The organism is Desertihabitans brevis, from assembly GCF_003327535.1.
GTDB lineage: Bacteria > Actinomycetota > Actinomycetes > Propionibacteriales > Propionibacteriaceae > Desertihabitans > Desertihabitans brevis.
The window spans coordinates 178,581-192,628 of record NZ_QOUI01000007.1 but is presented as its reverse complement, the minus strand read 5'-3'; the positions used below and the strand labels follow the sequence as shown (position 1 = coordinate 192,628).

Annotated in this window: 14 protein-coding genes and 1 riboswitch; of the genes, 10 read left to right on the top strand and 4 right to left on the bottom strand. The window is 74.6% G+C overall.

Going from position 1 to position 14,048, the window contains the following annotated elements; genetic code table 11:
- Position 1 precedes the first annotated feature (1 nt).
- The 3 genes from DT076_RS12595 to DT076_RS12585 are packed head-to-tail and all read right to left on the bottom strand — an operon-like array spanning position 2 to position 1,771.
- Positions 2 to 529 (bottom strand): AAA family ATPase, encoded by a 528-nt coding sequence (locus tag DT076_RS12595; RefSeq protein WP_114127023.1) that lies wholly within the window; start codon positions 527 to 529, stop codon positions 2 to 4.
- 34 nt (positions 530 to 563) lie between these two features.
- Positions 564 to 1,253, bottom strand: coding sequence for an HAD-IA family hydrolase (locus DT076_RS12590; protein WP_158548125.1), 690 nt, complete (start codon positions 1,251 to 1,253; stop codon positions 564 to 566).
- The gene (locus DT076_RS12585; protein ID WP_114127021.1) at positions 1,250 to 1,771 is read right to left on the bottom strand and encodes a ferritin; all 522 of its coding nucleotides are present in this window, start codon (positions 1,769 to 1,771) and stop codon (positions 1,250 to 1,252) included. Before DT076_RS12585 ends, DT076_RS12590 begins: the two co-directional genes overlap by 4 nt.
- Before the next feature lie 122 nt (positions 1,772 to 1,893).
- On the opposite strand from DT076_RS12585, the gene DT076_RS12580 reads away from it, so the two are divergent.
- Complete coding sequence (locus DT076_RS12580; RefSeq protein WP_233493922.1) at positions 1,894 to 2,664, top strand: CPBP family intramembrane glutamic endopeptidase; 771 nt, start codon at positions 1,894 to 1,896, stop codon at positions 2,662 to 2,664.
- A gap of 313 nt (positions 2,665 to 2,977) precedes the next feature.
- On the opposite strand, the gene metE is transcribed toward DT076_RS12580, so the two are convergent.
- On the bottom strand, positions 2,978 to 5,332 hold the full coding sequence (gene metE / locus DT076_RS12575; protein ID WP_114127020.1) for a 5-methyltetrahydropteroyltriglutamate--homocysteine S-methyltransferase: 2,355 nt from the start codon (positions 5,330 to 5,332) through the stop codon (positions 2,978 to 2,980).
- Between the two features lie 130 nt (positions 5,333 to 5,462).
- Positions 5,463 to 5,634: riboswitch (cobalamin riboswitch) on the bottom strand.
- 329 nt (positions 5,635 to 5,963) lie between these two features.
- Between metE and DT076_RS12570 the strand changes: the two genes are divergently transcribed.
- From DT076_RS12570 to DT076_RS12530, 9 genes are all read left to right on the top strand, one after another.
- Positions 5,964 to 7,046: an aspartate-semialdehyde dehydrogenase gene (locus tag DT076_RS12570; protein ID WP_114127019.1), complete on the top strand. Its 1,083-nt coding sequence runs from the start codon at positions 5,964 to 5,966 to the stop codon at positions 7,044 to 7,046.
- Positions 7,043 to 7,843 (top strand): pyrroline-5-carboxylate reductase, encoded by an 801-nt coding sequence (proC, locus tag DT076_RS12565; protein WP_114127018.1) that lies wholly within the window; start codon positions 7,043 to 7,045, stop codon positions 7,841 to 7,843. Before DT076_RS12570 ends, proC begins: the two co-directional genes overlap by 4 nt.
- A gap of 4 nt (positions 7,844 to 7,847) precedes the next feature.
- Positions 7,848 to 8,993, top strand: a complete 1,146-nt coding sequence (locus DT076_RS12560; RefSeq protein WP_199539152.1) for an acetoin utilization protein AcuC — start codon at positions 7,848 to 7,850, stop codon at positions 8,991 to 8,993.
- Between the two features lie 371 nt (positions 8,994 to 9,364).
- Positions 9,365 to 9,601 (top strand): helix-turn-helix domain-containing protein, encoded by a 237-nt coding sequence (locus DT076_RS12555; protein WP_114127017.1) that lies wholly within the window; start codon positions 9,365 to 9,367, stop codon positions 9,599 to 9,601.
- Between the two features lie 84 nt (positions 9,602 to 9,685).
- On the top strand, positions 9,686 to 9,787 hold the full coding sequence (locus DT076_RS12550; RefSeq protein WP_042842924.1) for a 30S ribosomal protein bS22: 102 nt from the start codon (positions 9,686 to 9,688) through the stop codon (positions 9,785 to 9,787).
- Positions 9,788 to 9,980: 193 nt separating this feature from the next.
- The gene (locus tag DT076_RS12545) at positions 9,981 to 10,982 is read left to right on the top strand and encodes an NAD-dependent epimerase/dehydratase family protein (RefSeq protein WP_114127016.1); all 1,002 of its coding nucleotides are present in this window, start codon (positions 9,981 to 9,983) and stop codon (positions 10,980 to 10,982) included.
- Positions 10,975 to 12,144 carry a 1-acyl-sn-glycerol-3-phosphate acyltransferase gene (locus tag DT076_RS12540; RefSeq protein ID WP_114127015.1) on the top strand — a complete coding sequence of 390 codons (1,170 nt, stop codon included), beginning with the start codon at positions 10,975 to 10,977 and terminating at the stop codon, positions 12,142 to 12,144. The genes DT076_RS12545 and DT076_RS12540 overlap by 8 nt, the downstream gene beginning before the upstream one ends.
- A gap of 185 nt (positions 12,145 to 12,329) precedes the next feature.
- Positions 12,330 to 13,808 carry a class I adenylate-forming enzyme family protein gene (locus DT076_RS12535; RefSeq protein ID WP_158548124.1) on the top strand — a complete coding sequence of 493 codons (1,479 nt, stop codon included), beginning with the start codon at positions 12,330 to 12,332 and terminating at the stop codon, positions 13,806 to 13,808.
- Positions 13,805 to 14,041: a glutaredoxin family protein gene (locus DT076_RS12530; protein ID WP_233493921.1), complete on the top strand. Its 237-nt coding sequence runs from the start codon at positions 13,805 to 13,807 to the stop codon at positions 14,039 to 14,041. Before DT076_RS12535 ends, DT076_RS12530 begins: the two co-directional genes overlap by 4 nt.
- Positions 14,042 to 14,048: the final 7 nt, after the last annotated feature.

Sequence of the window (14,048 nt, the reverse complement as noted above, 5' to 3'; positions counted from 1 at the left end):
CTCAGTCGAGGGAGGTGGGCCAGCGGACGGCGGCCCATCCGGGCCAGGAGCTCCAGGGCGGCGGAGGCTGCTCGGCCAGGTCGCCGGCGAGCTCGGCCTCGTCCGGCGGCTCGAACCGGGCCCGCCAGCGGTCGAGCTCGTCGTCGCTGATCGGGTAGGTCTCGTGCGGTGTCTGCTCCCAGCGGCGGCGGATGCGCTGCCGCTGCGTCTCGCGGTCGACGGGCAGGTAGACCGTCTCGCAGCGGGCGCCCAGCGAGCGGGCGAGCCAGTGCAGGGCGGCGCGCTCGTCGCGTCCCCAGAAACCGAAGTCGAGGACGACGCTGGTGCCGACACGGAGGGCGTCCAGGGCGGTCGCGACCAGGCGGCCCTCGAGCACGTCGCGCTTGCCGCCGGCGTCGGACCCGCCGAAGAGCGGGATCATCCAGGTGTCAGGGGTCAACCGCAGCGCCCGGTGGGTCGCCGCCAGCTCGCGGGCCCGGGTGGTCTTGCCCGCGCCCGGCAGCCCCACCACCAGGAACAGCACCGCCATCCCGTGATGCTCCCAGACCGGCCGCGGACCGAGCTCAGGTGGGGAGGTCCACGCCGAGCACGCGGGCGAGGGCCGGCGCGTCGCCGACGAGCTCGGTGGCGCCGGCGGTGCGGAGGTCCTCGGGCGTCCCGGCTCCCCAGGTGACGGCCACGGCGGCCATCCCGGCCGCCCGGGCGGCGGCGACGTCCACCACCGCGTCCCCGACGTAGACGCACGCGGAGGGATCCACGCCCATCCGGGAGGCGGCGAGCAGCAGCGGGTCCGGGCCCGGCTTGTGGACGGTGGTGTCCTCCTGGCCGACCACGTCGGGGAGGCGCTCGGACAGGCCGAGGACGTCCAGCCCGAGCCGGACCGTCTCGATCCGCTTGGACGACACCACCCCGGTCCGCACCCCGGCGGCGTGCAGCGCGTCGAGCAGCTCCGGCACGCCCGGCACCTCCCGGATCAGCTCGTCGTGGTGGGCGAGGTTCCACTCCAGGTAGGCGGCGAGGATCTCCTCGGCGCGCTCGGGGTGCTGCTCCTCGAGCACCTCCCGCAGCGGACGTCCGATCCACGCGCGGGCCGCCCGGTCGTCGACCTCGATGCCCACCACGGTGGACAGCGCGTGCCGGGTGGAGGCGACGATCAGCTCGATGGTGTCGCCGAGGGTGCCGTCGAAGTCGAACAGCACGACCGGGTACCGCGGCGCCCGACCGCCGGACGTCGCCCCGGGCTCGGCGCTCACTCGCCGGCGACCGGGGGAGCGGTGGGGTCGTGGTGCTCCCCGGAGTGCTCGCGCGCCACCCACTCCTCGACCGTGTCCACGTCGGTGGCGCGGGTGGTCACCGCCAGCAGCGCGCCCATGGTGGAGACCTCCTCGACCTGCTCCTTGATGAACCACTGCATGAACTGCTCGGCGGCGAGGTCCTGCTCCTCCCGCGCGGTGCGGGTGAGGGCGTGGATCTGCTCGGTGACCCGCTTCTCCTGCTCCAGCGCCAGCGCGACCGGCTCGGTGACGTCGGCGAAGGTCGTCCGCGGGGTCGCCACCCCGGGGATGCTGACCGGGGCACCGGTGTCGAGCAGGAACTGCACCATCATCATGGCGTGCTCGCGCTCCTCCATCGCCTGGCGGTAGAAGAAGCCCGCCAGCTGGGGCATCGTCTGGGCGGCGTAGTGGACGGCGCAGGCGACGTACTGCTGGGAGGCGCTGAACTCGTAGCCGATCTGCTCGTTGAGCTGCTCGACGAAGCGTGAGGTGGTCATGGCGAGGACGCTAGTGGGGGCCGTGCGCGGCCTGCCAGCGTGCTGAGCCTCGCCGAACACTTCTACGGAGAGGCTGCCCTTCGCATGCCGGCGCGGTGGAGCCCGGGTGGTAGAACGACGGCGTGCTCGAGACGCCCGTGCCCTCCACCCGACCGCGCTGGGGGCTGGAGGTGCTGGTCGTGCTCGCGCTGTCACTGGGGCAGTCCGCGGTGTACTCGGTGCTCAGCCTGACCGAGAAGCTGACCCGTCCCGAACCGCTCAACCAGCAGACGACGTCGATGAACACCTCCGCCGTCCCCGACCGGCCCTGGCTCGACCTGGCCTACCAGCTGGCCAACAACGTCTTCCTCGCGGTGCCGGTCGCCCTGGCGCTCTACCTCCTGTGGGCCCGCCCGGGCCGCTGGGGCTGGTCGGGGATGGGGCTGGACCGCCGCCACCCGCTGCGGGACGCGCTGGTCGGGCTCGGGCTCGCGGCCGGCATCGGCATCCCCGGGCTGGGCTTCTACCTGCTCGCCCGCGAGCTCGGGGTCAACACCACCGTCGCGCCGGCCAACCTCACCGCCGCCTGGTGGACGGTGCCGGTGCTGGTGCTGGCCGCCTTCGCCAACGGCCTGCTCGAGGAGGTCGTGGTGGTCGGCTACCTCTTCGGCCGGCTCCGGGAGAAGGGCTGGTCGTGGGTCGCGGTGCTCCTCACCTCCGCGCTGGTCCGGGGCAGCTACCACCTCTACCAGGGCTTCGGCGGGTTCGCCGGCAACGTCTTGATGGGGCTCGTCCTCGGCCTGGTGTTCCTGCGCTGGCGACGGGTCTGGCCGCTGGTGGTGGCCCACACCCTGCTCGACGTGGCCGCCTTCGTCGGCTACACCCTGGTCGCCCCCCACGTCGACTGGCTCTGACCCCCGCCCGCCCCGCCGGCGGCCCTCTGGCCGCCCGTCCGTCCGTCCGCCCTCCACCTGGCCGCGAGTGTGGCCGTTCCGTCGTTCCTCGGTAGTGGAGAGCGACGGCTTGGCCACACTCGCGCGGCGGAGCGGGTTGCCGGACGGGCCGCAGCCCCGGGCGGCGGTCTTCGGGCCGGCCGCCCCGGCCCGGCTTTCCGGCCGCGAGTGTGGCCGGATCGTCGTTCTGCGGTCGACGGAAGCGACGGGACGACCACACTCGCCGGGGGCGGGGGCGGGGGCCGGGGGGCGGGGCGGCGGCGACGGCGCGGGGTCAGGCGGTGAGGCGGGCTCGGACGGCGTGGGCGGCCTGGACGAGGTGGCGCAGGGACGGCTCCACCTCGGCGTAGCGGCGGGTCTTCAACCCGCAGTCGGGGTTGACCCAGAGCCGTGCGGCGGGGATGCCGCCGTCGAGTGCGAGGGTGAGCGACTCCACCACCTCCTCCACCGACGGCACCCGCGGGGAGTGGATGTCCCACACCCCGGGGCCGACCGCGTTGGGGTAGTGCGCCGCGGCGAGGTCGCCCACGATCTCCATCCGCGAACGGGCCGCCTCCAGGCTGATCACGTCGGCGTCCATCGCGGTGATCGCGCCGAGGATCTCGCCGAACTCGGCGTAGCACATGTGGGTGTGCACCTGGGTGCGGTCGGCCACCCCGGCGGTGGTCAGCTGGAAGGCCCGCACCGCCCACTCCAGGTAGGCCGGACGGTCGGCGGCCCGCAGCGGGAGCGTCTCGCGCAGCGCCGGCTCGTCGACCTGGATGATGTCGATCCCGGCCTGCTCGAGGTCGGTCACCTCGTCCCGCAGGGCGAGCGCGATCTGGGTCGCGGTCTCGTCGGCACCGAGGTCGTCGCGCCCGAACGACCAGGCCAGCATGGTCACCGGCCCGGTGAGCATCCCCTTGACCGGACGTCCACCGGCGGCCTCGCGGGCGTAGCGGCTCCAGCCCACCGTCATCGGCGCCGGACGGGCCACGTCGCCCACCACGATCGGCGGCCGGACGTAGCGGCTGCCGTAGGACTGCACCCACCCCTGCTCGGTGGTGAGGAACCCGTCGAGCAGCTCGGCGAAGTACTGGACCATGTCGTTGCGCTCGGGTTCGCCGTGCACCAGCACATCCAGCCCGAGGTCGGTCTGCAGCGCGAGCACGCGGTCGATCTCGGTGCGCATCGCGGCGTCGTAGCCGGCCTGGTCGAGCTCGCCCCGGCGCAGCGCCGCGCGGGCGGTGCGCAGCTCGGTGGTCTGGGGGAAGGAGCCGATCGTCGTCGTCGGCAGCAGCGGGAGCCCGAGGTGCTCCTGCTGGGCGGCCAGCCGGAGGTCGGAGGGGCTGTCGCGGCGGGTGTCGACCTCGGTCACCGCAGCCACCCGGTCGCGGACGTCGGGCCGGCGCACCAGCGGCGAGGCCTGCCGGGACGCCCGGGCCGCGGCCGCCGCCGCGAGCTCGGCCGCCACCGCCTGCCGGCCCTGCGAGGCGCCGGTGGCGACGGTGACCACCTCGTCCAGCTTCTGCCGGGCGAAGGCCAGCCAGCTCGCCACCTCCGGGTCGATCGCGGTCTCCGCGGCGAGGTCCAGCGGCAGGTGCAGCAGCGAGCAGGAGGAGGACACGTCGAGCTGCCCGACCAGCGGGCGCAGGCGCTCCACGGTGGCCAGCGCGGCCTCCAGGTCGGTGCGCCAGACGCTGCGGCCGTCCACCACCCCGGCCAGCAGCCGCTTCCCGGCCAGCCCGGCTGCGTCGGTCAGCGCGGCCAGGTCGGCCTCCGCGGTGCGGGCGCCGGCGGTGCTGCTGAGGTCGACGGCCAGGCCCTCGACCGGCAGCCGGGCCAGCACCGGCGCGGCGGCCCCGAGCTCACCGAAGTAGGTGGCCACCAGCAGCCGGGGACGGTCCGCGGTCGCCGCTAGGCGGGAGTAGGCGGTCTCCAGCCGCTCGAGCACCTCCGCCGGCTGGTCCTGCACCAGCACCGGCTCGTCCAGCTGCACCCAGCCCGCCCCGGCCCCGGCCAGCGCCGCGAGCAGCTCGGCGTAGACCTCGACCAGCGGGTCGAGCAGGCTGAGCGGGTCGAAGCCGGCGGAGGGATCGGCCGGCTTGGCCAGCAGCAGGTAGGTGAGCGGACCGACCACGACCGGACGCGGCACCAGCCCGAGCGCGCGGGCCTCGGCCACCTGCTCCAGCAGCGGCCCGGCGTCCAGGGTGAAGGTCGTCGCGGCGTCCAGCTCGGGGACGAGGTAGTGGTAGTTGGTGTCGAACCACTTGGTCATCTCCAGCGGCGGCTGCAGGTCGGTGCCGCGGGCCAGCGCGAACAACGTGGCCAGCCGGTCGGCGGGCGCACCGGTGCCGGGCAGGTCGGGGAACCGGGCCGGGACCGCGCCGAGCAGCAGCGTGGTGTCGAGGACGTGGTCGTAGAGCGAGAAGTCGCCGACCGGGACCTCGGTGATCCCAGCCTCCGCCATCGTCTGCAGCCGCTCCCGGCGCAGCTCCGCGGCGACGCCGAGCAGCGCGTCGGCGTCCACCTCGCCGCGCCAGTGGCCCTCCACCGCCTTCTTCAGCCGGCGCCCGGGCCCCTGCCGGGGGTAGCCGTGCACGGTGGGCCGGACGGCCGGCGCCTCGTGCGGGGTGTGGTCGTTCGTCATCGGTGCTCTCCTTCGCGAGTCACCTCACGACCCGCGGGCACGGCGGAGCCGCCCACCCCGTCCGGGCGGGCCGGCGCCGACCCTCCCGCGAGGTCTGGCCTGCTGCCCGGCGGTCGCCGGGCAGGTGCTGGCAGGTCTTCGGGCTCGTGGGCGCGGAGCACGGGGCTCCTCCTACTGGCCGTCGCTTCCCAGGACGGACGTCCCAGTGCGGATGACGGCGGTCGTTCCCACTGACCGCTGCGGGGCAGCTCCGGATTCGCACCGGATTCCCTCTTGCCCCCAACCGACGCCCCGTGGGGGGCGCCGGCGGGACCAGGCACGTCGGTCACTGTAGGCACGTCCGACCTCCCGGCGCCCGGTGTCCCACGCGACCACGTCCGGGCGCAGCGGGGGTGGGGACGTGCTGGTCCGATGAGTCCGGCGGCCCGGTGGTCCAGGGCGGCGGTCGTCGGCTCCTTCCCCGACGGCCACCAGATGCCCCGGCTGCCTGCAGGACGTCCGCGCCTTCCGCAGTGGCATCACGCTGCAGCGCTACTCGCACGCTGACGGCCACCGGGACGTCGCCCCTGGCCGGGCGGCCCAGCCGCCGGACGGGTCGGCACCGGCTGCGGTGGACGCCTAGGCTGGCCCCATGCGCGTAGGAGTCTTCGGAGCGACCGGTCAGGTCGGCGGCGTGATGCGCACGCTGCTGGCCGAGCGCGGCTTCGACATCTCGGACATCCGGTTCTTCGCCTCGGCCCGCTCGGCCGGCACCACGCTGCCCTGGGCCGGTGGCGAGGTCGTGGTGGAGGACACCGCGACCGCCGACCTCGGCGGTCTCGACATCGCCCTGTTCTCCGCGGGCAAGCACGCCTCGCGCGAGCTGGCGCCGAGGGTGGCCGCCGAGGGAGCGGTCGTCATCGACAACTCCTCGGCCTGGCGGCTCGACCCCGAGGTCCCGCTGGTGGTCTCGGAGGTCAACGGCGAGGAGGTCGCCCACACCCCGAAGGGCATCATCGCCAACCCGAACTGCACCACGATGGCCGCGATGCCGGTGCTCAAGCCGCTGCACGACGCGGCCGGGCTGCGCCGTCTCGTCGTCACCACCTACCAGGCCGTCTCCGGGTCCGGCGGCACCGGGGTGGCCGAGCTGGCCGACCAGGTCGCCGCGGTCGGGGACGCCTCCGGGCTGGCCTTCACCGGCGACGCGGTCAGCTTCCCGCCGGCGCAGCTGTACGCGAAGACCATCGCCTACAACGTGCTCCCGCTGGCCGGCTCGCTGGTCGACGACGGCAGCGGCGAGACCGACGAGGAGCAGAAGCTGCGCAACGAGTCGCGCAAGATCCTGCACATCCCCGACCTGCTGGTCGCCGGCACCTGCGTGCGGGTGCCGGTCTACACCGGTCACTCGCTGTCGGTGCACGCCGAGTTCGCCGACGACCTCAGCCCCGAGCGGGCCGCCGAGCTGCTGGCCGCCGCACCCGGGGTGCAGCTGGTGGACGTCCCCACCCCGCTGGACGCCGCCGGCGCCGACCCGGTGCTGGTCGGCCGGATCCGCGCCGACCAGTCCGCCCCGGCGGGCAAGGGCCTGGTGCTGTTCGTCAGCAACGACAACCTCCGCAAGGGGGCGGCGCTGAACGCGGTGCAGGTCGCCGAGCTGGTGGCCGAGCGGCTCACCTCGGGTGCCCCGCGCGAGGCGGTGGCCGGGCAGCCGGTCGGGGCGCGGACCGCGTGAGCCGCCTGGCCATCCTCGGCGCCGGCGTGATGGGGGAGACCCTGCTCGCCGGCCTGCTGCGGGCCGACTGGGACGCCGCCGACATCGTCGTCACCGACCGCCGCCCCGAGCGCTGCACCGAGCTGGTCGAGCGTTACGGCGTCAGCGCCGCCGACAACGCCAGCGCGGTGGGGGAGGCGAGCACCGTCGTGGTGGTCGTCAAGCCGCAGGACCTCGGTGATCTGCTGGCCGAGATCGGGCCGGTGGTCGCCGAGGACGCCCTGCTGGTCTCGCTCTGCGCCGGTGTCACCACCGCGAGCATCGAGCAGCAGATCGGGCGCCCGGTGGCGGTGGTCCGGGTGATGCCGAACACGCCGGCCCAGGTGGACGAGGGGATGGCGGCCATCTCCGGCGGCGCCCACGCCAGCTCCGAGCAGCTCGCCCACGTGCACTCGCTGCTCTCGGCCACCGGCCGGGTGGTCACCGTCCCGGAGAAGTACCAGGACGCGGTGACCGCCATCTCCGGCTCCGGGCCTGCCTACCTCTTCTACGTGGTGGAGTCGATGATCGAGGGCGGCGTCCAGCTCGGGCTGCCGCGCGACGTCTCCACCGAGCTGGTGGTGCAGACGATGTTCGGCTCGGCGCACCTGCTGCGCGAGACCGGGCGCCACCCCACCGAGCTGCGCGAGATGGTCACCTCCCCGGGCGGCACCACCGCGGCGGCGGTGCGCACGCTGGAGAACCACGGCGTCCGGGCCGCCTTCATGGCCGCGATCGAGTCGGCCCGGGACCGGTCCCGGCTGCTGTCGGGTGGCTGAGCCGGTGACGGGACGACTGGTCCACGGCGAGGCGCTGACCGGCTACGACTTCGGCCCCGCCCACCCGATGGGCCAGGGCCGGGTGCGGTTGGCGGTCTCGCTGGCCGAGGCCCTCGGGGTGCTGGACGGGCTGGAGGTGGTCGAACCCGACCCGGCCGACGACGAGCTCGTCCGCCTGGTGCACGAGGACGACTACATCGAGGCGGTGCGCCGGCAGGAGCCCGACCCCCGGTTCGGCATCGGCACCTCCGACAACCCGGTCACCCCCGGCATGCACGAGGCGGCCGCGCAGGTGTGCACGGCGACCGTGCAGGCCTGCCGGTCGGTGTGGTCGGGGGAGAGCCGGGTGGCGGCCAACATCAGCGGCGGCCTGCACCACGCGATGCCGGCGCTCACCAGCGGCTTCTGCGTCTACAACGACGTCGCCGTCGGCATCCGCTGGCTGCGTGAGCAGGGGGTGCGCCGGATCGCCTACCTCGACCTCGACGCGCACCACGGCGACGGCGTCCAGGAGATCTTCTACGACGACCCCGGTGTGCTGACGATCAGCCTGCACGAGTCGCCGGCGACGCTGTTCCCCGGCACCGGCTGGCCGACCGAGACCGGGTCGATCGTCGCGCCCGGGTCGGCGGTCAACGTGGCGCTGCCCGCCGGCACCGGGGACGCCGGGTGGCGCCGGGCCTTCGAGGCGGTGGTGCCCGAGGTGCTGCGGGCCTACCAGCCGGAGATCCTCATCAGCCAGCACGGCTGCGACGCCCACCGCACCGACCCGCTGACCGACCTGCAGCTGAGCGTGGACGGGATGGCCGCGGCCTACGCACGGGTGCGCGAGCTCGCCGAGGAGACCACCGACGGTCGCTGGGTGGTCGTCGGAGGCGGGGGCTACTCCCCGCTGCACGGTGTCGCCCGGGCCTGGACCCATCTGCTCGGCGTGGTCGCCGGCCGTCCGGTGCCGGCCTCGACGCCGATCCCGGAGGACTGGCGTGAACCCTACGGCGACGCCGCCCCGGCGACCATGGGCGACGGCGCCGACGGCTCCTTCGTCCCGCTGGCCGACGGCGTCGACCCCGAGTCGGCGGTGGACCACGCGATCCTCGCCACCCGCCGTGCGGTGTTCCCCGAGCTCGGTCTGGACCCCGAGCCGTACTGATCCCCTCGCGCGCCACCTGCTCACCCGAGCGACACACACCTCCGCGTGCCGCCACACACGCTGCAGCATGGGTGCGGCCCGCGGAAGGTGGGTGAAGCGGACGCGGTCGGTGGACGGCACCCACCTTCGCGCACCGGCACACACGCTGCAGCGTGGGTGCGGGCCACCGAAGGTGTGTGGAGCGGCGCATGGGTGGAGCGGCGCGCGTGGAGCGGACGCGGTGGGTGGGAGGCGGAGGCTGCGTCCGGCAGGACGTCGGCGTGGCGGCTTGACGAGGTGGTGTTCCCGCCTTCCCCATCCGTCACAGGGGGCGCTAGGGTTCGCTGCAGACAGGAGCCGGCGGCGGCTCTGCGAGCGGAGGACGGGGAGCCATGACTGACGCCGACGGCGCGCCTGCCGGTGCCGGAGCGCACTCCGAGCGGGCGGTGGACGCCCCGACCTACCTGACGGTGGCCGAGGTGGCCGAGATGATGCGGCTGTCCCGGATGTCGGTGTACCGGCTGATCCATGGCGGTGAGCTGGAGGCGGTCCGGTTCGGACGCAGCTTCCGGGTGCCGGCCGAGGCGGTCAGGGCCTACCTGAAGAGCTCGCACTACCAGGCCGGCTGAGTGGATTTCCCGCGCCGACGGGGCTCCGGGTAGGATTGCGGAGTTTCCCGGAAGGGCTGGGTCGATCAGAAGAGGTATGTGTTCGTGGGATCTGTGATCAAGAAGCGCCGCAAGCGGATGGCCAAGAAGAAGCACCGCAAGCTCCTCAAGCGCACCCGCATCCAGCGCCGCCGCGCAGGCAAGTGAGCCGCGCCGCCCGGTGAAGGTGGTGCGCCCGTGACCCGGTCACGAGTGGCGCACCGTCCCCCGGGCCGAGCAGCGGCGTCCGGGCCCCGTCTGTCCGCAGACGGGGCCCGTTGCCGTGCCCGGACGGCGGTGGCACCCCGGCCAGGGCGGCTGCGTCGACGGGGCGGCCGGGGCGACGACTAGGCTCCCCGCCATGGCACGTGTCGTCCTGGTCACCGGTGTCTCGGACGACTTCGCGGCCCGCTGCGCCCGCTCGCTGGCGGCCCGTCCCGGGCTGGAGGTGGTCGGGGTCGACCTGGTCCCGCCCCGCCGTCCGCTGGAGGACGTCAGCTTCGTCCGCGCCGACGTCCGCTCGCCGGTGCTGGCCGGGCTGCTCGTCTCCCGCGAGGTCGACACCGTGGTGCACCTGGCCCCGCTCGTCGTCCGCGGGGGCAGCCGGCGCAGCCGCGCCGCGGACAAGGAGTCCAACGTCATCGGCTCGATGCAGCTCTTCGCCGCCTGCCAGCGCTCGTCGCGGGTGCGTTCGGTGGTGCTGGGCAGCACCGCCGAGGTGTACGCCGCCTCCGCCCGCAACCCCGCCGCCTTCCGCGAGGACGCCGGCCTGCGCGGTGGACCCCGCACCGCCTTCGCCCAGGACTGCCTGGAGATCGAGTCCTACGCGCGGTCACTCCCGCAGCGCCGGCCCGACGTCGCAGTCACCGTGCTGCGGCTCGGACCGCTGCTGGGCGCGGGGGTGAGATCGCAGCTGACCCGTTGGCTGAGTGGTCCGGTGGTGCCCAAGGCCGCCGGGTTCGACGCCCGGCTGCAGTTCCTGCACCCCGCCGACGGTGCGCACGCCGTCACCCGGGCCGTGACCCACCCCGAGCCCGGCCTGTACAACGTCGCCGCGCCGGACGTGGTGATGCTGTCGCAGCTGCTCACCTGGCTCGGACGTCCCGCCTGGCCGGTGCCCCGGCCGGCTCTGGCCGCGCTGCGCCGCCCCGCCGCCCGGGCCGACCTGACCGTCCCCGACGACGTCGACGGCATCACCTTCGGCCGGGTGCTCGACGTGCGCCGGGTCGCCGAGGCGCTGCAGGTGCGCTCGCACTGGACCAGCCGCAGCGCCGCCGAGGAGTTCATCGCCCTCACCTCACCCGGCGTGCGCAGCCACATCGTCTCGGTCGCGCAGCGCCGCCTGGGAGCCGGCCGTGCCTGACCAGGAGCCCACCCCGGAGGAGCAGACGCCACCCCGAGGCCGTGAGCCGGTCGACGGGCGACCTCCGCACCCGCAGGACCAGAGCGGACCGCGCCCCGAACCCGGCGAGGGGCCGCCGGCCACCGACACCCCCGACGACGGCACCCGGGGCCCCCGCAACGAGGACCCGCTCGACCGCGAGCCGCTGGACGTCGCCGCGGTCCTCGGGGAGCTGCTGCAGTCCGCCGGGGCGGTGCTGACCCAGTTGCGGGAGGCGTCCCCGGAGGCGGTCCGTGACGCCCTGGCCGACCCGCTGGCCACCGCGGTCGGCATCGCCGCCGAGCTCGGGGTGGACTGGCAGGGCACCGTCGACGACGTCGTCGGCTACACCCGCTCCCGGCTGGCCGGCGACTACGCGGTGGACGAGTTCGGCTTCGACCCCGAGTTCACCGAGCGGATCGTGCTGCCCGCGCTGCGTCCGCTGGCCCGCTCCTGGTTCCGCGCCGAGATCAGCGGGGTCGAGCACCTGCCGGCCGAGGGCCCGGCGCTGCTGGTGGCCAACCACGCCGGCACCCTGCCGCTGGACGGCCTGGTGCTGCACTCGGTGATCTTCGACGAGATCGGCCGGCACCCCCGGATGCTGGGCGCCGACCTGGTCTTCGCCACCCCCTTCTCCCACGACTTCGCGCGCCGGATCGGCGTCACCTACGCCTGCCCCGAGGACGCGCTGCGGCTGCTCCAGACGGAGAACCTGGTGACGGTGTTCCCCGAGGGGTTCAAGGGGCTGGGCAAGCCGTACTCCGAGCGGTACCGGCTGCAGCGCTTCGGTCGCGGCGGGTTCGTCTCCACCGCCATCGCCGCCCGGGTGCCGATCATCCCGGTGTCGGTGGTCGGCTCGGAGGAGATCTACCCGGTGCTCGCCCAGGCGCCCACCGCGGCGCGCGCGCTCGGCCTGCCCTACCTGCCGATCACCCCGCTGTTCCCGTGGTTGGGTCTGCTCGGCGCCGTGCCGCTGCCGAGCAAGTGGATGATCCAGGTCGGCGAGCCGATCGCCACCGACCAGCTGGACGCCAGCACCGCCGACGACGCGATGACCGTCTTCGACGTCACCAACCAGGTCCGCGAGACCATCCAGGACACCCTCTACGCCATGCTCGCCGAACGCCGCAGCCCCTTCTTCTGAGACCCTGCCGCCCGCCCGCCCTGCCGCCCTCCCGCCGCGAGTGTGGCCGATACGGGCGAATGACCCGGCGGAGAGGGACGGATCGTCCACAGTCGCGGGAGGTTCGGCAGGGGTGGTGGCGGGGTCCCGGTCGGTGGCCGGAGGGGAGGCCAGGGCGGCTCCGGGCGCTGTGCCAGACTCGACGCGTGAACCTCTCGGACACCGTGCGTGAGCACGCCGGACGGCGTCCCGACGCGGTGGCGGTGATCGAGCCCGCCGCCCCGGGGAGCGACCGGCGCGAGACCACCTGGGCCCAGCTGGAGGCGGCCGTGGCCGACGCCGCCGCACTCCTCACCGAGTGGGGTCTGCGGGCGCCGCAGCGCGTGCTGCTGCACGGCGAGAACTCCCTGGCGATGGTGGTCGCCCACCTGGCGTGCCTGCGCACCGGAACGGTGTCCACCCCGGTCAACCCGCAGGCCACCCCGGCCGAGCTGCGCGCCACCGCCGAGCTCACCGGGGCCAGCCTGCTGCTCAGCGACGACCCCGCCGGCGCCGGCGAGGTGGCCGGCGGGCTCCTGGACGTCCGCTCGCTGACCGACGTCCTCGGCACCCCGACCGCGCCCCAGACGGTGGCCGCCCCGGTCGACCCCGAGGCGCTGGCGGTGCTGGTGCAGACCTCCGGCTCGGTGCGCCACCCGCAGGTGGTCATGCTCAGCCACCGCGCGGTCTCGACCAGCGTGTCCTCCGTCGCCCGGGCCAGCGGGCTGGACGGGTCCTCGGTGGTGCTGGCGCTGCTGCCGTTCTTCCACGTCTTCGGGCTGAACGCGGTGCTCGGCACCTCGCTGGCCGCCGGCGCCCGGCTCGTGGTGCTGCCCGGGCTGCGTCCGGACCTGCTCGACGTGATCCGCGCCGAGGGCGTCACCGAGCTCCCGCTCACACCCACCGTGATGTTCCGGCTGCTCCAGCTGCCCGGCGTGGACGTCGGCCTGCGCGGCCTCGACCGGGTGCTGTCGGCCGGGGCGCCGCTCTCCACCGCGCTCGCGCGGGAGTTCGCCCGCGTCACCGGGGTGCGGGTCGACCAGGCCTACGGGCTGACCGAGGCCGCCCCGGGGGTGTGCACCACGCTGGGGCAGCCGGAGCTGATCTCGGGCGCCCACGTGGGCGTCCCGCTGCCGGGGGTCGAGGTGCGCATCGGCGGCGTCGACGACGGCGGACCCGGCGAGGTGCAGGTCCGCGGGGACCACCTCTTCTCCGGCTACTGGCCCGACGGCCACGGCGCCCCCGGCCCGGACGGGTGGTGGTCGACCGGCGATCTCGGCTACCTGGCCGACGGGCAGCTCTTCCTCGCCGGGCGGCTGCGTGAGGTGGTCATCGTGGCCGGGTTCAACGTCTACCCGAGCGAGGTCGAGGAGGCGCTGATGGAGCACCCCGCGGTGCACGCCGCCGCGGTGATCGGCCACGGCGACGAGCAGACCGGGGAGAGCCTGGTCGCCTTCGTCTCGGTCGCGCCCGGCCGCTCCGGGCTGTCGGTCGGCGAGCTGCAGCGCCACGTCTCGGCCCGGCTCGCCCGCTACAAGTGCCCCAGCGAGATCTACGTGCTGGAGCGGATGCCGCGCAGCATCACCGGCAAGATCCGCAAGCAGGACCTGCGTGACCTGGTGGACGCCCTGGAGGAGGAGCAGTGAGCCGGGTGACGGTGCTGGTGCGGGAGAGCTGCCACCTGTGCGAGGAGGCGCTGGCCGTGGTCCGGGCGGTCTGCGCCGAGACCGGCGCGGACTGGTCGACCGAGGACGTCGACGCCGACCCCGAGCTGCGCCGGCGCTACACCGACCAGGTGCCGGTGACCTTCGTCGACGGCGTCCAGCACGACTTCTGGCGGGTCGACCCCGACCGGCTGCGGGCCGCCCTGGCGGGCTGAGCACCGC